Consider the following 19639-nt stretch of genomic DNA (forward strand, 5'->3'; position numbering starts at 1 on the left):
CGAATTCAGTCCCGGCCCTGTATTGACGGTTACGGTCTGGAGGGCGGCTGTTTTTAGAGTGCCTTGGAAGACGTGGGCATCCAAAGGGAGCTAGACGATTCGCCTACCATTGGGCGAGAGTGGGCCTCTAGCGAAACCGGTTTCTGTAGATATGCTGTAGATCAGCCACGATTTGCAAATTTTCAAGTTCAGCTAGGTGCTTGAAAATGTTGGCTCCCCGGGCCGGATTCGAACCAGCGACCAACCGGTTAACAGCCGGTTGCTCTACCACTGAGCTACCGGGGAACAGCGCTCTTGTGCGAACGGGGGTGGCTATAGCGATCCTTTTCGGCTTTGCAAAGCGGGAATTCGAATTTTTTAAAAGGTTTTTCTGTGGCGCATTCTCGCAATCGCTGCCTGACGCCATCATATCAGGCGGCAATGCCGGCAAACCGGGCGTTTGAGGCCTGCAAACTGGGTGAGGCAGAGGACAAGGATGGACGGAACGGTGCAAGGCATGGGCGCAGAGAGCGAGCCTCGCAAACGAAAGCACAAGATCTCCGCGTTCGGGCGCGAATTCGCGTTGCCGCGTTCGCGTGCATTGCGCATTGCCATCGGCGTGGCGTTCCTGTTTGGCGGCGTCCTGTGGTTCCTGCCCGTCCTCGGCTTGTGGATGCTGCCTGTCGGCTTCCTTGTCCTGTCCTATGAATTCGCGATGATTCGACGCCACCGCCGCCGTTTTGTGGTGTGGTGGGAGCGCCGCCGCCGCACCTAGGCAGTGCAAGCACGCTCAGGCCTGACCATTTTGCGATGAACGCCCGGTCTCGGGCGCCATTCACAATAGGTTAGGGAATTGTCAGCGGAATAAAGCTTGTGTCCTTGACTGCCCAAACGGCCCAACCTATTGAAGCGCCGTGGAACGCCGGGAGCAATGAGGCCTCGTGGCGGAATGGTTACGCAGAGGACTGCAAATCCTTGCATCCCGGTTCGATTCCGGGCGAGGCCTCCAATCCCGACAACCGGTCCAGTGCCGGAGGGGCGTTCCTGTTGGCCATAGGCGCTTGGTTGCGCCGGAAGCGGGACGGTTGGAACATGAGCGCTGATTTCTCCGCACGCCGCGTGAAGATGGTCGATGGCCAGTTGCGCACCACCGATGTGACGAACGCAGCGGTCCTCGATGCTTTCCTGGCTGTCCCGCGGGAAGCCTTCCTGGCAGCCAGCCAGAGCGACCTCGCCTATATCGATGAGGATATCCGCCTCGCAGGCGTGGCTGGAGAGCCGCGTTACATGATGGAGCCTTCGCCGCTGGCCAAGCTGCTCCAGCTTGCGGGAATCAGCGCCGACGATACCGTTCTCGATGTTGGGGCCGGTACAGGCTATTCGGCGGCGATTCTGTCCCGGATTGCGAAATCCGTTGTTGCGCTGGAAAGCGATTCGACCCTGGCGGAAACCGCACGCGCGACCCTGTCGTCGCTGGGCTGCGACAATGTCGTGGTGGTCGACGGCGCGTTGCGTGACGGTCACGCCGCCAAAGCACCCTACAATGTGATTCTCGTTGGCGGCAGCGTGGAAGAGGTGCCGCAGGCGCTTCTCGACCAGCTCGCCGAAGGCGGCCGCCTCGTTGCCGTGGAAGGCCACGGCAATGCCGGTGTCGCTCGTCTGTTTTTGAAGACTACTGGAATAGCGGCAGGGCGGCGTGCATTTAATGCGGCAATAAAGCCACTACCGGGATTCGAACGTGTGCGTGTTTTCGAATTCTGAGAGATTCGCTCTTGCGGCTCACGTCGCGGCATGATGGCTTGTGTTAACAGATCGTTGCCGACGGTTCGGACTTTGGGGAGACGGGCTAGCGGCAGGGAACACAAACACGCAATGACGGTTGCCTGAAGACGGCGGCCGTTCTTGCGTGGTTTCCAATGAAGAATGAGGATTTGCCGTGCATCCTGTAAAGAAGAGTCTCCTCGCCATTCTGCTTGCTTCGGTGACCGCGCTTGCTCCCGGCGCGGCATCTGCTGAAACCATACTCGGCGCACTGTCCAAGGCCTATCAGAACAACTCGACGCTGAATTCGTCGCGCGCTGGCGTGCGGGTGACCGATGAAGGCGTGGCGATCGCCAAATCCGGCTGGCGGCCGACCATCACCGGTTCGGCATCCATCGACTATTCGAGCACGCGCGGAAACAATGCCGGTCGTCTGACCACGGGCAATTTCGGTGTGCAGATCAACCAGAGCCTGTTCGACGGCTTCCAGACCAAGAACAATGTGGCCTCGGCGGAAGCGCAGGTGCGCGCTTCGGTGGAAGGGCTGAACAACCAGCAGAATGCGACGCTCTTCGCTGCAGCCCAGGCCTATATGAATGTCATCCACGATCGCCAGGTCGCGAAGCTCACGGAACAGAATCTGAAATTCTTGACCGAGCAGGTGCGTGCCGCCCGCTCGCGCTTCGAAGTGGGCGAGGGTACCCGCACCGACGTCGCACAGGCCGAAGCGCAACGCTCTACCGCGCAGGCGCAGGTCAGCGCCGCGCAGGCGCAGGCGTTGGCCAGTGCCGGCGTCTACCGTCAGATCATCGGTGACCAGCCGGGCAAACTGAAGGCGCCGTCGCCGCTCGGCAAACTGCTGCCGTCCAACATCGAAAACGCCATCGCCGCGGCGAACAATGAAAACCCGGCCATCCTGGCCAACCAGCATCTGGTCGATGCCTCGGGGTTCGGGGTGAAAGCCGCTGAAGGTGCGCTGTTGCCGCAATTGAGCGCTTCGGCAGGTATTTCCCGCAACTATCGGGATGCTTCGCCCGGAAGCATCCTGAGCCCGGACGGTTCGTCGACTTCGGCCAACGTCGGCGCAACGCTGACGGTGCCGATCTACTCTGGTGGACGTACCGCGGCGACGGTTCGCCAGCAGAAGGAAAGGCTCGGCCAGGCTCGCATCGAGGTCGATGTGGCACGCGATCAGGTCCGCAATGCCGTTGTGGCGGCATGGACCGCCTATCAGGCCGCCAAGGAGAATGTCGACGCCAATCGTGCCTCCATCGCCGCCGCGCAACTGGCGCTGAATGGCGTGATCGAGGAGCGCAATGTCGGCCAGCAGACCACGCTGGACGTGTTGAACGCGCAGAACGTCGTCATCAGCGCACAGATCAATCTGGCCGCTTCCGAACGCGACGTCGTGATTGCCAGCTACGGCATTCTCCAGGCGATGGGGCGGCTCACCGTCGAGCGCCTCGGACTTCAGGTGGCGAAGTACAATCCGGACGAACACTACAAGGCCGTCAAGGACAAGTGGTACGGTCTGCGTACGCCGGACGGCCGCTAGTTCTTCCAGGCCTGATGAATTCGACAGCCCCGCTTTGCGGGGCTGTTTTGTTTCAAGCGCGTTTCGGTTTTGACGAAACCGCGGAAGCGCCGGAACTCTTTGGTTTCAAGCAGTTTCGGACGCAAGACCGCTGCCTGCGTTTGCGGGGATTGCTCTAATCTGTTGAAACAGCACGAGTCCCCGGTTTGGGGATTCTCTGATTGCAATCGGTCGGTTACGCTTGAGCGGTGATTCGAGCCGGCCTTGGTGCCGGCCGAAAATGCAACAGGTTTCCAGGGCGGCGAATGTGACAATGGCCACGGCAGCAAGCAGCGCGCAACGCGAACCTTCGATGGAAGAGATCCTGGCTTCCATCCGCAGGATCATCGAAGACAGCGACACCGGCCGCAAGACTGCGATGGAGGCGATCGATACGCGCCCGGACATCGAACCGATCACCACGCGATCCGAACCGGTCGGCAACATCGTTCCCGAGGTTGATGCTTTCCGCAGCGAATTGCATCACGAACTGCCGGGCAAGCCCATCAGCCTGGCTGACGTCCAGGCGCAACTCGCCACCGCCTCGCCAGAGCAGCGCCCGGCTGCTCCTGTGATCACGCTGGCCGAAATCGGCGCGCTGACAGCGTCCGAACAGCCTGCTGCCGCAGCACCGCAACCGGTTGTCGAAAGGGATGAGGCTGTCAGTCAGCTTCGTACCGGTTGGCCTCGCGAGGTGGAGCTTGGTTCCGACACCCGCGCCGACGAAATTCCTGGCCAGGAACATAGCGTTCTCACGACGCAGCCCGGCAACGATGTGACAGATGAGCCGGCTGAGTTCACGATCCGGCATGAACCCGCAATTGAAAGCGCTGCGCTGCGGCCTGCGCTGATCTCCGAACATACGAGCCGTCAGGTCGCGGCTTCCTTCGAGGAATTGTCCGAAGCTTTCGCTGGTCGGGCCAAGAAGACCTTCGATGACATGGCCGCCGAGATGCTGCGCCCGATGCTGCAGGACTGGCTGGACAACAACCTGCCGACGCTGGTCGAGCGCCTCGTGCGTGAGGAAATCGAGCGCGTTGCGCGAGGTTCCTGACGCCGGCGCCGAAACTCACCGGTTTTTTCTGATAAGCGAAATCCGCCTCCATCGAGGCGGGTTTCGCTTCTTTGGTTTCAAGCCCCGACGCGTTTCATCAACGCCATGGCGCCGAACGGGGCGCGGACCTTGCCTTCGGTGATGAAGTAGACAAACACATCGCGCGGCTTCACCTCTGCCTGGGTGTCGGGATCAGCGCGCTTCAGGTCGCCGGGTTCCTTGCCCGCAGCCCAGGTCCTTGCACGTTCCGCCCATTGGTCGAGGGCCTTGGGCGTGTAGCAATCGGGATTGTCGTCGCTGCCGGTCTGGAGCCGCGCATAGACGAAGCCGCCAGTTGCGTCGGCGATTGCCGGATATTTGGCGTGGTCGGCATATACGATCGCCACAGCGTGCTTGCGCGCCAGTGCTGCGAATTCGGGCACGATGAAAGAATCGTGGCGAACCTCCACGGCATGGCGCAACGTCACGCCGTCCTGCTTTTCGGGCAAAAGTGCCAGGAACGCGCCGAAGTCGTCGGCGTCGAAGCGCTTGGTCGGCGCGAATTGCCAGAGAATAGGCCCGAGCTTGGCGCCGAGTTCCGAAACGCCTGAATCGAGGAAGCGCTGCACCGATTCGCCTGCCTCAGCCAGCACCCGGCGGTTGGTCGCAAAACGGATCGCCTTCAACGAAAACACAAAATCGTCTGGAGCATCCTTCGCCCATTTGGCGAATGTTGGCGGCTTGAAGGTCGAATAGTAGGTGCCGTTGACCTCGATGGTCGGAACCTGCCGTGAGGCATAGTTGAGCTGTTTGGCCTTCGACAGTGTCCCTGGGTAGAATGATGTGTCCCAGGGCTCGAACGTCCAGCCGCCCATGCCCGACCGGATTTTTCCAGCTGTACTCATTCCATCCCTCCAATATCTGCTTCAGTCTCGAATGGGCATAGGCAACCACGGTAAGGCGTCACAAGCCATCCGAAATCAACGACCGTGACGATCATCCTGCCAATTCCGTTCAGCATTTCACGACGTTCAGATGGTGTGGAGAAATCGGCTGGCGCGTCGTGAACATGCCGCTTTCCCGGTCTCTGAGATCCGGCCCGAAGCCTTGGGCCTCCCCCATTTGAGGTATGTACCTTGGATTAAGATGCGCTAAAATGAGATAGACCGTTAATACCGTTCTCCCGGTTCTTTGGCTCGGGGGCGGTGCGCGGTGCCAACGGCCGCGTTACTGCCAAATGCTAGGGGAGAGCAGGCGAAAGTCTGCTCTTTTTTTGTCTCGAGTCCTTGCTTGCCAATCCCGGGCCTTGCCAATCACGGGTGTCATGCCGGCCAGCAGTGGGTCGCCAACAAGCGGCCGCGGCGTTATTCCCGGCCGGCCGCCAGTCCGATGACCTTGTCCATACCGCCGGCAATCGCCTGGACCGCGGCGACGCTGGCGTCACCCAGCCCGTGTCGGACCGCGATCCATTCAGCGGCGTTGTATGAAAGCCAGATCTTGCCGTGTTCATCTTCCCAGGCAAGCGCCTTCACCGGCAGGTCGATGCCGGCAATCTGCCTGTCCTGCATCAGCGGTGTGCCGCCCTTCGGGTTGCCGAAGATCAAAAGCTGCGTCGGGCGAAGCAGCAGACCCACATCCTGCGCCCCGGCCATGTGGTCGATACGCGCGAAGACATGGAGACCCAGCCTGGTCACGGTTTCCGCCAGCCGATCGAGCGTTTCGGTTACCCCGAACCGGCTCTCGACGGAGACGATGCCCTGGCTGCCGCTCACTCGGCGGCCTCTCGTTTGCCTTTCGGCCGACGTTCCAGCAGTTCCTTCAGGAACTGGCCGGTGTAGCTGCGTGGTTCCGCGACGATATCCTCCGGCGTGCCGGAGGCAACGAGCTCACCGCCGCCGTCACCGCCCTCAGGGCCGAGGTCGAGCACCCAGTCGGCAGTCTTGATGACCTCGAGATTGTGTTCGATGACGATCACCGTGTTGCCCTGGTCGACCAGCTCATGAAGCACTTCCAGGAGTTTCTTCACATCGTGGAAATGCAAGCCTGTGGTCGGCTCATCGAGGATGTAGAGCGTCTTGCCGGTCGCCTTGCGGGACAGTTCCTTGGCGAGCTTGATGCGCTGCGCCTCGCCACCCGAAAGCGTGGTGGCCTGCTGGCCGATGTGGATATAGCCGAGGCCAACCTGATTGAGCGTTATCAGCTTGTCGCGCACAGCAGGCACCGCCGCAAAGAACTCGACGCCTTCCTCAACGGTCATGTCGAGCACATCGGCGATCGACTTGCCCTTGAAAGTGACGTCCAGCGTTTCGCGGTTGTAGCGCTTGCCATGGCAGACGTCGCAGGTGACATAAACGTCCGGCAGGAAGTGCATCTCGATCTTGATGACGCCATCACCCTGGCATGCCTCACAGCGGCCACCCTTGACGTTGAAGGAGAAGCGGCCGGGCTGATAGCCGCGCGCCTTGGCTTCCGGAAGGCCGGCGAACCAGTCGCGGATCGGCGTGAAGGCGCCGGTATAGGTCGCCGGATTGGAGCGCGGCGTGCGGCCGATCGGGCTCTGGTCGATATCGATGACCTTGTCGAGGAACTCCAGGCCCTCGATGCGGTCATGCTCGGCAGGATGTTCACGCGAACCCATGATGCGGCGCGAGGCGGCCTTGAACAATGTCTCGATCAGGAAGGTGGACTTGCCGCCACCAGAGACACCGGTTACCGCCGTGAAGGTGCCGAGCGGGAACTCGGCGGTCACATTCTTCAGATTGTTGCCGCGGGCACCGACAACCTTGACGCGCTTGCCCTTCTTGCCGGGGCGTCGTTCGGCGGGCGTCGCAACCTCGAGCTCTCCGGAAAGATATTTGCCGGTGATGGAGGCCGGGTTGGCCATGACTTCGCGCGGCGTGCCCTGGGCGATGATGCGGCCGCCATGGATGCCTGCTGCCGGTCCTATGTCGACAACATAGTCGGCAGTCAGGATCGCATCCTCGTCATGTTCGACGACGATCACCGTATTGCCGATGTCGCGCAGGTGTTTCAGCGTTTCCAGCAGACGTGCATTGTCGCGCTGATGCAGGCCGATCGAAGGCTCGTCCAGCACATAAAGCACGCCGGTAAGACCCGAGCCGATCTGCGAGGCGAGGCGGATACGCTGGCTTTCACCGCCGGAGAGCGTACCGGAATTGCGCGACAGCGTCAGGTAGTCGAGGCCGACATCGTTGAGGAAACGCAGCCGCTCGCGGATTTCCTTCAGGATACGGATGGCGATTTCATTCTGTTTTTCGTTGAGCTGCGTCGGCAGTTCATTGAACCACAGGTCGGCCTTGCGGATCGACAGCTCCGTCACTTCACCAATATGTCTGCCGGCGATTTTCACGGCCAGCGCTTCGGGCTTCAATCGATAGCCGCCGCAGGCAGGGCACGGCGTGGCAGCCATGAAGCGCTCGATTTCTTCGCGCATCCATGCCGATTCCGTCTCCTTCCAGCGCCGCTCGAGGTTGGGTATCACACCCTCGAAGGTCTTGGTGGTCTTGTAGGAGCGCAGGCCGTCGTCATAGTTGAAAGTGACTTCGCGCTCGCCGGTGCCGCGCAGGATGGCCTGCCTGGCGTCTTCCCTCAGATCCTTGAACTTGTCGCCAAGCTTGAAGTCATAGACCTTGCCCAGCGCTTCCAGCGTCTGAGAATAGTAGGGCGAGGTCGATTTCGCCCACGGTGCCACCGCGCCGTCGCGCAAGGTCACATTGTCGTCCGGCACAACCAGGTTTTCGTCGATGGCGCGCTGGCTGCCAAGGCCATCGCAGGTCGGACAGGCGCCGAACGGGTTATTGAAGGAGAACAGCCGCGGCTCGATTTCCGGGATGGTGAATCCGGAAACCGGGCAGGCGAACTTTTCCGAAAACAGGATACGTTCGTGCGTCTCGTTCTTGGATTTGTAAGCGGATTCTTCTGCCGTGGCCTCCGCGGGCAGCGGCCGATCGGCGAATTCCGCAACGGCGAGTCCTTCGGCCAGCTTCAGTGCCGTTTCCATGGAGTCGGCCAGGCGCGTGGCGAGATCGGCACGCACGACGATGCGGTCGACGACGACGTCGATGTCGTGCTTGTACTTCTTGTCGAGCGCCGGGACATCGGCGATCTCATAGAAAGTGCCGTCGACCTTGACGCGCTGGAAGCCCTTCTTCTGGAGCTCCAGCAACTCCTTCTTGTATTCGCCCTTGCGTCCACGCACCATTGGCGCCGTGATGTAGAGGCGGGTGCCTTCCTCCAGGGTCAGCACGCGATCGACCATCTGCGAAACGGTCTGGCTCTCGATCGGCAGGCCGGTGGCCGGCGAGTAGGGCACGCCCACGCGCGCGAAAAGCAGGCGCATGTAGTCGTAGATTTCGGTAACGGTGCCGACGGTCGAACGCGGGTTGCGCGACGTCGTCTTCTGCTCGATCGAGATGGCGGGCGACAGACCATCGATCTGGTCGACGTCCGGCTTCTGCATCATCTCCAGGAACTGGCGGGCATAGGCCGAAAGGCTTTCGACGTAGCGGCGCTGCCCTTCGGCATAAATGGTGTCGAAGGCGAGAGACGATTTGCCTGAACCGGACAAGCCGGTCATCACCACGAGACTGTCACGCGGCAGATCCAGGTCGACGTTCTTCAGATTGTGTTCGCGCGCGCCGCGAATGGAAATGTACTTATGGTCGGCCATGCCGCTCCGCCGCCTCAGCTTGCAATGTTTCGGATTGGCGAACCCAGCCGCCGCCCGCTCATATGGGTATTTTCACCGCGAGATCGAGACTCTCCGGCTACTTTGAGCGTTTAACCGCCTTTCGCGCGAGCGGGCAAGCAAAAAAGAACAAAGGCTGAACGCGCTCCTGACAATGCGATGTCAGCAGAACGTGACGTTCCGGACCGTTCCGATCACAATTTCCGTAATCGCCCGGCCGCCGGTTGACGCTGCGGAAGTGAAGGCGCAAGGTTAGCCGTCGCCTGAACCGATCGCCCCGTGGCGATCCTCGAGCCGGAAGGCGGTCTGCGAGGCGCCGCAGACCAAAACGAGTGAGAGTTCGGGCAGACGGCAAGAGCAACCAGCAACAGGAGCGAGGCATGACCCCACCGGACAGTCCCTTCAGGCTCCATCTGTCGTTGGAGCCACGGCGGGCATAGGTGTCAGGAAAGGCGGAGCCTTTCCCGCGCAAACCGTGACCTGCCGATCCCCTTACAATCAGAGACCATTAGTCGGGTCGTCGGCCGCGAGCCGCGAAGCACCCGAAACCCAAAGCCGGTAAAACGCTCCCGGAAAAACTGGGTAAAGCCCTAAAAAGCCCCGTCCGCATGCCAAGGCGCAGCGGCGGGGCTGTTCTTTTGAGGTGATACGCGCTCGGCGATATCTGCGATTTGCGGCAGGTCGCGCCGACAACACGGCTGTCGGAGGTACGGATCGCCGGATTTTGCTTGGACTACCGGCGTGGGGCAGGAAGGTTGCCTGCACCGACATCCACGATCACCGAGCCGGAAATGCGGACGTCCGTGTTGCCAACCTTGAACTGGCGGCCGGAGGCTGGATCATAATCGTCCGGCTCCGGTTGCGGTGTGGCTGGTTTGACGATGCTGTAGCCGCCATTGACGCCGGGCAGGGGCTTTGCAGCCTGCTTGCCGGCTTCCCCGGCAAATCCTGTCGCTGTCGAAAAAAGGGCAACTGCAAGTGCAGTCAGACACGATGATGGCGAGAGGCGGGCGATGGTCATAGTGCTAACATAGGCGTCTTGACCCGTGACGACCAGTGCCCATCGATCCATCGGATTGGATGGACGACGATCTGGCTGTCCTAGGCCGCCCGTTTGCGCGTGTCGTAGACATGGTCGACCAGGCCCCATGCCCTGGCTTCCTCCGCGTTCATGAAGTGGTCTCGGTCGAGCGTGTTCTCGACGTCCTCGACCGTGCGCCCGCAGTGCTGGGCATAGAGATCAATCATCTGCCGCTTGGTTTTCAGGATGTCCTCGGCGTGCCGCTGGATGTCCGAGGCCTGGCCCTGGAAGCCGCCCAGCGGTTGATGCAGCACGATCTTGCTGTTGGGGAGCGCGATGCGCCTGCCCGGGTCTCCAGCCATCAGCAGGAACGAACCCATCGAAGCCGCAAAGCCCATGCAGACTGTCGACACCGGGCAGGAGATGTAACGCATCGTGTCGTAGATGGCGAAGCCGGAACTGACCACGCCGCCGGGTGAGTTGATGTAGAGCGACACCTCCTTGTCCGGATTGTCCGCCTCCAGCGACAGCAATTGCGCGCAGATGATGGCGGCCATGTTGTCCTCTATCTGGCCGTTGACGAAGATGATGCGTTCACGCAGCAGCCGGGAGAAGATGTCGAAAGCACGCTCGCCGCGGCTCGACTGCTCGATCACCATCGGCACAAGATTGGCGACACCGGACATATGTTGATTCCTCCCGTTCAGGCGGCCATGCGCCATTGCGGCGTGTTGGCCGCAGTGAAAATTCTGGTGGGCTTGGGCGCATCGACGGCGACGCTGCAGCCCGCTTCGGACATGTTGCAGGCGGCCGTTGAGACAAAGCCGTCATGCACGACACGCAAATGCGTGCCGCCGTCGGCGGCATGTGTCAGTTCGAAGGTGACGACACTGTCGAACCCCTCTCCCGCACCGGATCCGCCTGTTTCGCGCCAGGAATAGCGCAGCAGGCGGCCAGGTTCCGCCTCAAGCACCGTGCAGGCGATGCGGCCCTCGGCGCCGAGCGAAAATCGCTGCCCGGTTTCGCTCCTGATGTCGTTCGGCAGCAACCAGGCCGCGACGATGTCCGGCTCGGTGAGTGCGCGCCAAACTTTTTCTGGCGCTTCCGGCAGATCGCATTCAACAACGATGTCATCGCGGCTGGGCGAGGTCATTGATCCATCTCCTTCAACACGGTCTTCAGCCTTTCGATGCGATCAGGCCAGAAGGTGCGGTAGCGTTCGATCCAGGTGAGCAGCGGCGATAATCCTTCCGGGGCGGCTCGGTAAAAGGCATTGCGGCCGACACGGCGTTCTCTCACCAGCCCGGCGCCGCGCAGCACGGCAAGATGCTGGGAGACCGCCGGTTGGGACACCGGCGTGCCGGCGCGCAGTTCAGAGACGGTCATCTCGTCGTCGACCAGCCGTTCAAACAGCGCGCGCCGTGTCGGGTCGGCCAGGGCCTTGAAGATTTCGGATTCGATCATACCAAAACATAAGTGGATACTTATTGGTTTGGCAAGAGCCTTCTCGGGGCGAGGACCTGAAATGAAGCCAGGCCGGCACTTTTGCTGACATTCCTTGACAAATAGCCAGTGCGGGAACTAGAACAGAAATAGAACAAAAAACGTTGTGGGAAAGGCATGTCCGTGGAGGCGGGCAGGTTCCTCAGCCTATATGGTGCGGCGAGAATTCTGGTTTCGGACGAGCGCGGAGAAGTGTGATGGCTGGCAGCGTCAACAAGGTCATTCTGGTGGGGAATCTGGGTGCGGATCCCGAAATCCGCCGGCTGAACTCGGGTGAGCCGGTCGTCAACATCCGTATCGCCACCTCGGAAAGCTGGCGCGACAAGAACTCGGGCGAACGCAAGGAAAAGACCGAGTGGCACAACGTCGTCATCTTCAATGACCAGCTCGCCAAGGTGGCCGAGCAGTATCTGAAGAAGGGCATGAAGGTTTATGTCGAGGGTCAGTTGCAGACCCGTAAATGGCAGGACCAGAGCGGCCAGGAGCGTTATACGACCGAAGTCGTGCTGCAGAAATTCCGGGGCGAATTGCAGATGCTCGACGCGCGTGGCGGGCAGGGCGAAGGTGGCCAGGTCGGTTATTCCGGTGGCAACCGCGACAGCTTTGGCCAGTCCGGCCCGAGCGACTTCGGTGGCGGTGGCGGCCGCGGCTCGGCTGGTGGCGGCTTTGGCGGTGGAAACGGCAATCGCGGTGGCGGCGGTGGCGGTTCGCGCGAACTGGACGATGAAATCCCGTTCTGATTGCTGATGGGCGGAATTCCCCAGCCCACAGACATGACCTGGTGATCCGGCGATGAGCTACGGCATGAGTGCATTCGCACGCCTGATTGCGATCGGCCTGCTGTTCTTCACCATGTTGTCCGCTGCCGTTTCGGCTGCGGAGCGGCTCGATGACAAGCCGCGCATCGCGGTCGTGTCGGCCTTCCCACCTGAATGGATGGCGCTGCAGGCCGATCTGTCGGATCGAACCGAACACGAGATCAACGGCCGCCAGTTCATCATCGGCAAGCTGGCCGGTAAGGACGTCGTGCTGTTCCTGAGTGGCGTCAGCATGGTCAATGCGGCCATGACCATGCAGGTGGCGCTCGACCGGTTTGTCGTGACGTCCGTGGTGTTTTCCGGCATTGCCGGCGGCGTCGACCCGGCCCTCAGCATCGGCGATGTCGTCGTCGCCGATCAGTGGGGCGAATATCTGGAAGCGGTTTTCGCCCGCAAGGTCGGCGACGGTTACGAAATTCCGCCCTTCATCCCGAAGGATCAGTTTGCGGGCTACGGCATGATCGTGCCGCGCTCTGTGACGGTTACCAGGCAGGGCGATACCGCCGAAGAGACGAAATTCTGGTTCCCGTCCGATCCGGCCTTGCTCGACGCTGCCCGCAAGGTCGCTGCCAGGCTGGAGCTGCAGGCCTGTGCACCCGAGAACAAATGCCTTGCCAGCCCGCCGAAGATCATCGTCGGCGGCAATGGTGTTTCCGGCCAGGCTTTCGTCGACAATGCCGAATTTCGTGACTATGTGCACAAGACATTCGATGCCAAGGTGCTCGACATGGAAAGTGCCGCGGTCGCACATGTGACCTACAGCAACAACGTTCCGTTCCTGGCGGTGCGCAGCCTGTCGGACCTCGCCGGCGGTGGAGAAGGCGCCAATCAGATGGCGACTTTCATGGCACTGGCGTCAACGAATTCAGCCAATGTCGTCAAGGCATTGCTGGCCGAAATGCCGTAGGACGGACGCGAAGAGACAGGGAAGCAGGGATGAAGGCGCGGATCAAATGGGTCGAGGGTCGCACATTCGTGGGCGAGTCCGGCAGTGGCCACAAGCTGGTTCTGGGCACGACGCATGGCGATGACGGCAAGACACCCGGCCCGAGCCCCATGGAACTGCTTTTGATCGGTACGGGCGGCTGTTCGGCCATCGACGTTGTGCACATCCTCGAAAAGGGGCGCGAGCAGGTCGAGGATTGTGTCGTGGAACTCGATTCCGATCGTGCAGCGACCGATCCGAAGGTGTTCACGCGCATTCACATGCACTTCATCGTCAAAGGCAAGGGACTGTCACACGACAAGGTCAAGCGGGCGGTTCAGCTGTCGGCGGAAAAATACTGCTCGGCCTCGATCATGATGGGCAAGACGGCGACCGTTACCCACGATTTCGAGGTGGTCGATACCGCTGCCGGCTGAGGCAGCCTGCAAGGCAGTGCGATTGTACGTTGGGTCGGTCAGCTCGCTGCCAGAGCCTTGATACCGTCGGCCACGAACTGGACGGCGAGCGCGGCAAGGATCACGCCGAGCAGCCGGGTCAGGATCGAGCGCCCGGTCTGGCCGAGAATGCCGTCGATGCGCTCCGCCAGCACGAACACCAGATAGGTGATGAGCAGGCAGGCGAGGATGATGCCGAGCAGCGCCAGCTGCCCTCCAAGGCCTTGGAACGAACTGGACAGCAGGACGGTGGCCGAAATGGCGCCGGGGCCTGCGATCAGCGGGATCGCCAGCGGGAAAGCCGCGATGTTGTGGATGTGATCCTTGGTGATCGCCACATCCGCGCTTTTTTCCTTGCGGTCCTGCCGGCGCTCGAAAACCATCTCGAAGGCGATGAAGAACAGCAGGAAGCCGCCGGCTACGCGGAAAGCAGGCAATGTGATGCCGAACACCGAAAGGATCGAGGCGCCTGCCACCGCAAACAGCGCGATGACCAGAAAGCCGATGATCGAGGCGCGAACGGATACCTGGCTTCGCTGCTCACGATTCATGCCGCGCGTCACGGCAAGGAAAAGCGGGGCGAGTCCCGGCGGGTCGATGGTCACGAGCAGTGTCACGAAGGCGTTGAACAGGCTTTCGTAGCTCGGCATGCCGTTCCCCTCTCTCGCGACAACCAGGCCATTGGTAGCGCGAATATGGGGAAGTTGCCAACGCTCAGTCGGTCAGCTGCCTGAGCCGCAACAGGCCTCTATGCGATAGCCGTCCGGATCGATGGCGAAGGCCGCGAAATAGCTATCGCCATAGTCGGCGCGCAGGCCCGCTTTGCCGTTGTCGTTGCCGCCATGAGCAAGGGTTGCCGCGTGGAAGGCGCGGACACTGTCGTGAGTTGGCGCGGCAAAACAGAAGTGAAGCCCCGATCCCATATCGGCTGGAACCGGTCGTGCGACCTCGAGAATCCACAGTGAGATCTGATCGCCGCCATAACCTAGCGACCCCACGGATTCGCTGAGGCACGAATAGCCGAGCGGCGACAGAACCGCGTCATAGAAAGTCTTGGAGCGGGAGGGGTCGGCGACGCCGATCGAGACATGGTCGAGCATTTTGAACCTCGTTTGAGTTTGTATTGATGGGATAAGGACGTCACGCGGCGCGTCGTGCCAGGAATTCAACTTGCAGGTTCCAGTCTCCTTCGCCGTCCGCCCGTTCCCCAAGCCAGCGAAATGAGTTGTCGGTGATTTCGGTGAAGCGCCAGCGTGTCCGTGTTCCGCTGCCATCGCCGCCGATCTGGACGATGTCCGCCCCTTCAGCGCGGCCGGTCTGTCGGCTGTGGTATTGCGTGCGCGGATCGCTCCACAGGATGTGCCAGGCATCGATACCGGGGTCGTAGATCCGCAGCGTCGTGCCGTAGAACGTCCAGGGGCCGAGCTCCGGCGAAGGTCCTGCGTTGCGCGCAGGCAGTATCCAGACGTCCTGGATGGCACGTCCCTCCAGTGCCCAGCCGAAATGGATCTCGCCGTGGCCAGTCAGCAGCTTGCCGTCATCGGTCCAGCGTTTTGCATCGAAGCTCCATGCTCCGACAAAGCGACCGTAGAGCGCGAGCTTGTCTGCGTGGGCAGCGAAGGGGCCTGGCGCTTGCAGGGCTTCGGAGAAGGAGTTCGGGTGATGCATGGCGACCTCAAACCTGTCAGGAGATATGGCCGGCGTAGCGCTTGCCGGCTGTCCGGGCTTGGGAAAAATTGCTAAATCGCGGTCATGAGCCAGCAGGTGCGGATCCTTGCCAGGAAAGCCGGATGGAGCGTGGCCGACATTGTCTGCACTGCGACGGCTGGCGAACGGCCTTTCGAGGAAGAGCACGGCTCGTTCTGTATCGCAGTCGTTGCGAGCGGCACTTTCCGCTATCGCTCGCAGCAAGGAACGGCGGTGATGACGCCGGGCGCCCTGCTGCTGGGCAATGCGAGGACATGTTTCGAATGCGGGCATGACCACAGCAGCGGTGATCGTTGCCTGTCCTTTCAGTTTTCGCCCGAGATGCTGGAGGACGTTCTGGTCGATGTGCCCGGAGCGAAGCATCGCGGATTCGATGCGCCGAAGCTGCCGGCATGCCCGGAGCTTCCCGCGCTCCTCGCGGATACCGAGGTCGCACGCCGTGAAGGCGATGCCGACGAACTCGAGGAAGTCGCGCTCCGGCTGGCAGGTGCCACGCTGACCATGCTGACGGGATTGCCGGGAAGGCCGGCAAAGACCAACCAACGTGATGAAAAGCGCGTCGCCGAAGCGATCCGTCTCATCGAGAGCCGGGGCGACGAGCATCTCTCGCTGTCCGCATTGGCGGACCGAGCCGCGACCAGCCCATACCATTTCCTGCGCTCGTTTCGCGCGATCGTTGGCATGACCCCGTATCAGTTTCTGCTGCGGACAAGGCTGCATCGTGCCGCCGTCCGGCTGCGGATCTCCCGAGACGCTGTTTCGGAGATCGCCTTCGAGGCGGGTTTCGGCGATCTGTCGACCTTCAATCGCCGTTTCCGAAAGGTCATGGGGCAAACGCCAAGCCGATACAGGCTCTCCGGCAAGCCTGGTGCGGAATTGCGCCGGCTATACGCCCGGGAAGCAAAATCCCTCACGACCTCAGGTTGTCGCGGGTGAGATTTCGCGGTTGACGCGGCGGCAATCGACCAGCGTATTTCACACCGCCGCCACAATCTGCCGGACGCCATTCGCGCCGTGTTTCTTCGATCTGTCTATCTATTTGAAATAACTTGAAAAATAAGCACTGGAAAACATCGGTTGCGTGGCGAAAAACCGCGCCCTCGCATTGGAGAATGGCGCGGCTTTCCTATATAAGAAGTCAGTGATTCCCAGCTGATTGCGATCTATTTTGACCGACCAGAATACACCACAAGGGCCGGACGGCCCTTCCGGCATCGAACCGATTTCCATTATCGAGGAGATGCAGCGCAGCTATCTCGATTACGCCATGAGCGTGATCGTCAGCCGAGCGCTGCCCGATGTGCGCGACGGCATGAAGCCGGTGCACCGGCGCATCCTGTTTGCCTCGCATGAGAGCGGCTATCACTGGAACCGCAAGTATGTGAAGTCGGCGCGCCCGGTCGCCGACGTGATGGGTAAGTACCACCCGCACGGTGACGCTTCTATCTACGACGCCTTGGTACGCATGGCTCAGGATTGGTCGATGAGCGTGCCGCTCATCGACGGGCAGGGCAATTTCGGCTCGATCGACGGCGATCCACCGGCGGCCATGCGCTACACGGAATCGCGCCTGACCAAGGTCGCGCATGAGTTGCTGGAGGATATCGACAAGGATACCGTCGACTTCCAGGATACCTACGACGCATCGGGGCAGGAGCCGCGTGTTCTGCCTGCGCGTTTTCCGGCGCTGCTGGTCAACGGTGCTGGCGGTATCGCCGTCGGCATGGCCACGAACATTCCGCCGCATAATCTGGTGGAAGTCTGCAACGGCGCCATCGCCGTCATGGAAAATCCGGCCATCGACCTCACCGAGATGATGGAGATCATCCCCGGTCCGGACTTCCCGACCGGTGGCCTGATCCTTGGCCGCACCGGCATCTACAATGCCTACTCGACCGGCCGTGGTTCGGTTGTCATGCGCGGCAAGGTGCATGTCGAGGAAATACGCGGCGATCGCGAAGCCATTGTCATCACCGAGGTGCCTTACCAGGTAAACAAGGCCTCGATGATCGAGAAAATGGCCGAACTGGTGCGCGAAAAGCGCATCGAAGGCATTTCCGACATCCGCGACGAGAGCGATCGCCAGGGCTACCGCGTGGTGATCGAGCTGAAGCGCGATGCCAATACCGAGGTGATCCTGAACCAGCTCTATCGCTTCACGCCGCTGCAGACGTCGTTCGGCGCCAATATGGTCGCTCTCAACGGCGGCAAGCCGGAAGTGATGACGCTGCTCGATATGCTGCACGCCTTCGTCGCGTTCCGCGAGGATGTGATCAGCCGGCGCACCAAGTTCCTGCTGCGCAAGGCGCGAGACCGCGCGCACGTCCTGGTTGGCCTAGCGATCGCGGTTGCCAATATCGACGAGGTCATCAAGGTGATCCGCAGTGCGCCTGACCCGCAGTCGGCGCGCGACCAGTTGATGACACGCCGCTGGCCGGCTGAGGATGTCGAGGCGCTGATCCGCCTGATCGACGATCCGCGCCATCGCATCAACGAGGACGGCACCTACAATCTGTCCGAAGAGCAGGCTCGCGCCATTCTCGAGCTGCGGCTGCAGCGCCTGACCGCGCTGGGTCGCGACGAGATCGCCGACGAATTGAACAAGATCGGCGCCGAAATCGCTGATTTTCTTGAGATTCTGGCATCCCGCGCGCGCATCCAGCAAATCGTCAAAGACGAACTCATCGCCGTGCGCGATGAATTCGGCGGGCCACGCCGGACCGAGATTACCGACGCCGGCTCGGACATGGAGGACGAGGACCTCATCCCGCGCGAGGACATGGTCGTTACGGTCTCGCACTCGGGCTACATCAAGCGTGTGCCTTTGTCGCTCTACCGGGCGCAGCGCCGCGGTGGCAAGGGCCGTTCGGGCATGTCGACCAAGGACGAGGATTTCGTTACGCGGTTGTTCGTTGCCAACACGCACACGCCGATCCTGTTCTTCTCGTCGCGCGGCATCGTATACAAGGAAAAGGTCTGGCGCCTGCCGATCGGCAATCCGCAATCTCGTGGCAAGGCCTTGATCAACATGCTGCCGATCGAGAATGGCGACCGCATCACGGCCATCATGCCGCTGCCGGAAGACGAGACGAGCTGGGGCGAACTCGACGTGATGTTCGCCACCACGCGCGGCACCGTGCGTCGCAACAAGCTGTCGGATTTCGTCGACGTGAAGCGCAACGGCAAGATCGCGATGAAGTTCGACGAGGAAGGTGATGCCATCCTGGCTGTCGAGACCTGCACGGACAATGATGATGTGCTGCTCACCGCAAACACCGGCCAGTGTATCCGTTTCCCGGTTTCGGACGTACGTATCTTCGCAGGGCGCTCGTCACAGGGCGTGCGCGGCATCAATCTCGCCGAAGGCGATGGCGCTATTTCGATGGCGATCATCGAGCATGTCGACGCCGATCCGGCGGAGCGCGCGGCCTATCTCAAGCGTTCGGTCGCCGAGCGTCGCCTGGCAGGTGCTGGAGAAGAGGAAGAGGTCGCGCTGACCAACGAGGAGGTTTCGGAGGAAGCGCAATTGTCCGACGAGCGCTATGAATTCCTCAAGCAGCACGAACAGTTCGTGCTGACCGTGACCGAATATGGCTACGGCAAGCGGTCTTCGTCCTATGACTTCCGTCTGACCAGCCGTGGCGGCAAGGGTATCCGGGCCACCGACGTATCGAAAGCGGGGGAAATCGGTCCACTGGTGGCGGCGTTCCCGATCGGTAACGACGATCAGATCATGCTGGTTTCCGACGGCGGTCAGGTCATCCGCGTACCGGTACACGACATCCGGTTCGCCAGCCGCGCCACCAAGGGTGTCACCATCTTCAACACCGCCGAGGGCGAGAAGGTGGTGTCGGTGGAGCGCATTTCGGAACCGCAGGGCGAAGATGAGCCCGGTGACGAAGACGTGGCCGAGGGAAGCGACAGCCCAGCCGAAGGCGACGGCAACACGAGCGACGAAGCCTGACCTGACTGCATGGATCGCTTGTGAGCTATCTGGCCCAAGTGCAGGAAGTGCATGATGTTTCTGAAAGGGCGGCTCTCCAGGCCGCCCTTTCTTTTTGGGTTGGCCGGCGCTGGTCTTCACCCAGGTCCTCGCAGCCTCGCGGGGTATTGGCCTGTCCGCATTCTTGCCCAACCGACTTCGCCCGAGTGGCGC

At 61.3% G+C, this 19639-nt stretch carries 19 protein-coding genes and 2 tRNA genes; 10 read left to right on the forward strand and 11 right to left on the reverse strand.

Translation table 11 applies throughout. The annotated features are described in order from the left end of the window. Nucleotides 1–210 precede the first annotated feature (210 nt). Nucleotides 211–285, reverse strand: a tRNA-Asn gene (locus ACFWYE_RS02040). A 190-nt stretch (nucleotides 286–475) separates the two neighbouring features. Between ACFWYE_RS02040 and ACFWYE_RS02045 the strand changes: the two genes are divergently transcribed. The 5 genes from ACFWYE_RS02045 to ACFWYE_RS02065 all read left to right on the forward strand — a co-directional run bounded on the left by ACFWYE_RS02045 (nucleotide 476) and on the right by ACFWYE_RS02065 (nucleotide 4367). Continuing rightward, nucleotides 476–754 (forward strand): hypothetical protein, encoded by a 279-nt coding sequence (locus tag ACFWYE_RS02045; RefSeq protein ID WP_379109281.1) that lies wholly within the window; start codon nucleotides 476–478, stop codon nucleotides 752–754. A gap of 160 nt (nucleotides 755–914) precedes the next feature. Continuing rightward, nucleotides 915–988 (forward strand) — tRNA-Cys (locus tag ACFWYE_RS02050). Between the two features lie 83 nt (nucleotides 989–1071). Beyond that, nucleotides 1072–1740, forward strand: a complete 669-nt coding sequence (locus tag ACFWYE_RS02055) for a protein-L-isoaspartate O-methyltransferase (protein WP_379070235.1) — start codon at nucleotides 1072–1074, stop codon at nucleotides 1738–1740. Nucleotides 1741–1915: 175 nt separating this feature from the next. Next, nucleotides 1916–3295, forward strand: coding sequence for a TolC family outer membrane protein (locus tag ACFWYE_RS02060; protein ID WP_379070238.1), 1380 nt, complete (start codon nucleotides 1916–1918; stop codon nucleotides 3293–3295). Nucleotides 3296–3587: 292 nt separating this feature from the next. Beyond that, nucleotides 3588–4367, forward strand: a complete 780-nt coding sequence (locus ACFWYE_RS02065; RefSeq protein WP_379109283.1) for a PopZ family protein — start codon at nucleotides 3588–3590, stop codon at nucleotides 4365–4367. A gap of 77 nt (nucleotides 4368–4444) precedes the next feature. Here the strand turns inward: ACFWYE_RS02065 and ACFWYE_RS02070 are convergent, their stop codons facing one another. From ACFWYE_RS02070 to ACFWYE_RS02100, 7 genes are all read right to left on the reverse strand, one after another. Then, nucleotides 4445–5251: a DUF72 domain-containing protein gene (locus tag ACFWYE_RS02070; protein ID WP_379109285.1), complete on the reverse strand. Its 807-nt coding sequence runs from the start codon at nucleotides 5249–5251 to the stop codon at nucleotides 4445–4447. A 459-nt stretch (nucleotides 5252–5710) separates the two neighbouring features. Beyond that, nucleotides 5711–6118 (reverse strand): DUF302 domain-containing protein, encoded by a 408-nt coding sequence (locus ACFWYE_RS02075; protein ID WP_379109287.1) that lies wholly within the window; start codon nucleotides 6116–6118, stop codon nucleotides 5711–5713. Next, on the reverse strand, nucleotides 6115–9036 hold the full coding sequence (gene uvrA / locus ACFWYE_RS02080; protein ID WP_379109289.1) for an excinuclease ABC subunit UvrA: 2922 nt from the start codon (nucleotides 9034–9036) through the stop codon (nucleotides 6115–6117). The genes ACFWYE_RS02075 and uvrA overlap by 4 nt, the downstream gene beginning before the upstream one ends. Nucleotides 9037–9787: 751 nt before the next feature. After that, a complete protein-coding gene (locus ACFWYE_RS02085; RefSeq protein WP_379109291.1) occupies nucleotides 9788–10075 on the reverse strand; it encodes a hypothetical protein in 288 nt (95 codons plus the stop codon). 80 nt (nucleotides 10076–10155) lie between these two features. Then, nucleotides 10156–10761: an ATP-dependent Clp protease proteolytic subunit gene (locus tag ACFWYE_RS02090; RefSeq protein WP_379109293.1), complete on the reverse strand. Its 606-nt coding sequence runs from the start codon at nucleotides 10759–10761 to the stop codon at nucleotides 10156–10158. Between the two features lie 17 nt (nucleotides 10762–10778). Continuing rightward, the gene (locus tag ACFWYE_RS02095; RefSeq protein WP_379109295.1) at nucleotides 10779–11228 is read right to left on the reverse strand and encodes an SRPBCC domain-containing protein; all 450 of its coding nucleotides are present in this window, start codon (nucleotides 11226–11228) and stop codon (nucleotides 10779–10781) included. After that, nucleotides 11225–11539, reverse strand: a complete 315-nt coding sequence (locus ACFWYE_RS02100) for an ArsR/SmtB family transcription factor (RefSeq protein ID WP_379109297.1) — start codon at nucleotides 11537–11539, stop codon at nucleotides 11225–11227. Before ACFWYE_RS02100 ends, ACFWYE_RS02095 begins: the two co-directional genes overlap by 4 nt. A gap of 236 nt (nucleotides 11540–11775) precedes the next feature. Between ACFWYE_RS02100 and ssb the strand changes: the two genes are divergently transcribed. The 3 genes from ssb to ACFWYE_RS02115 all read left to right on the forward strand — a co-directional run bounded on the left by ssb (nucleotide 11776) and on the right by ACFWYE_RS02115 (nucleotide 13758). Further along, the gene (gene ssb / locus ACFWYE_RS02105) at nucleotides 11776–12318 is read left to right on the forward strand and encodes a single-stranded DNA-binding protein (RefSeq protein WP_379109299.1); all 543 of its coding nucleotides are present in this window, start codon (nucleotides 11776–11778) and stop codon (nucleotides 12316–12318) included. Between the two features lie 64 nt (nucleotides 12319–12382). After that, nucleotides 12383–13303, forward strand: coding sequence for a 5'-methylthioadenosine/S-adenosylhomocysteine nucleosidase (locus ACFWYE_RS02110; protein WP_379109300.1), 921 nt, complete (start codon nucleotides 12383–12385; stop codon nucleotides 13301–13303). A 29-nt stretch (nucleotides 13304–13332) separates the two neighbouring features. Continuing rightward, nucleotides 13333–13758 (forward strand): OsmC family protein, encoded by a 426-nt coding sequence (locus ACFWYE_RS02115; RefSeq protein ID WP_379070268.1) that lies wholly within the window; start codon nucleotides 13333–13335, stop codon nucleotides 13756–13758. 38 nt (nucleotides 13759–13796) lie between these two features. On the opposite strand, the gene ACFWYE_RS02120 is transcribed toward ACFWYE_RS02115, so the two are convergent. From ACFWYE_RS02120 to ACFWYE_RS02130, 3 genes are all read right to left on the reverse strand, one after another. After that, a complete protein-coding gene (locus ACFWYE_RS02120; protein ID WP_379070270.1) occupies nucleotides 13797–14426 on the reverse strand; it encodes a MarC family protein in 630 nt (209 codons plus the stop codon). 72 nt (nucleotides 14427–14498) lie between these two features. Continuing rightward, nucleotides 14499–14876 (reverse strand): VOC family protein, encoded by a 378-nt coding sequence (locus tag ACFWYE_RS02125; protein ID WP_379070273.1) that lies wholly within the window; start codon nucleotides 14874–14876, stop codon nucleotides 14499–14501. Nucleotides 14877–14916: 40 nt separating this feature from the next. Next, complete coding sequence (locus ACFWYE_RS02130) at nucleotides 14917–15444, reverse strand: hypothetical protein (RefSeq protein WP_379070275.1); 528 nt, start codon at nucleotides 15442–15444, stop codon at nucleotides 14917–14919. An 84-nt stretch (nucleotides 15445–15528) separates the two neighbouring features. On the opposite strand from ACFWYE_RS02130, the gene ACFWYE_RS02135 reads away from it, so the two are divergent. Both ACFWYE_RS02135 and gyrA read left to right on the forward strand, forming a co-directional pair. Then, complete coding sequence (locus tag ACFWYE_RS02135; protein ID WP_379109302.1) at nucleotides 15529–16419, forward strand: helix-turn-helix transcriptional regulator; 891 nt, start codon at nucleotides 15529–15531, stop codon at nucleotides 16417–16419. A 232-nt stretch (nucleotides 16420–16651) separates the two neighbouring features. Then, on the forward strand, nucleotides 16652–19447 hold the full coding sequence (gyrA, locus tag ACFWYE_RS02140) for a DNA gyrase subunit A (protein WP_379109304.1): 2796 nt from the start codon (nucleotides 16652–16654) through the stop codon (nucleotides 19445–19447). The last annotated feature ends 192 nt before the right edge of the window (nucleotides 19448–19639 follow it).

It is taken from the genome of Mesorhizobium sp. NPDC059025, from assembly GCF_042739655.1.
Taxonomy (GTDB): Bacteria; Pseudomonadota; Alphaproteobacteria; order Rhizobiales; family Rhizobiaceae; genus Mesorhizobium.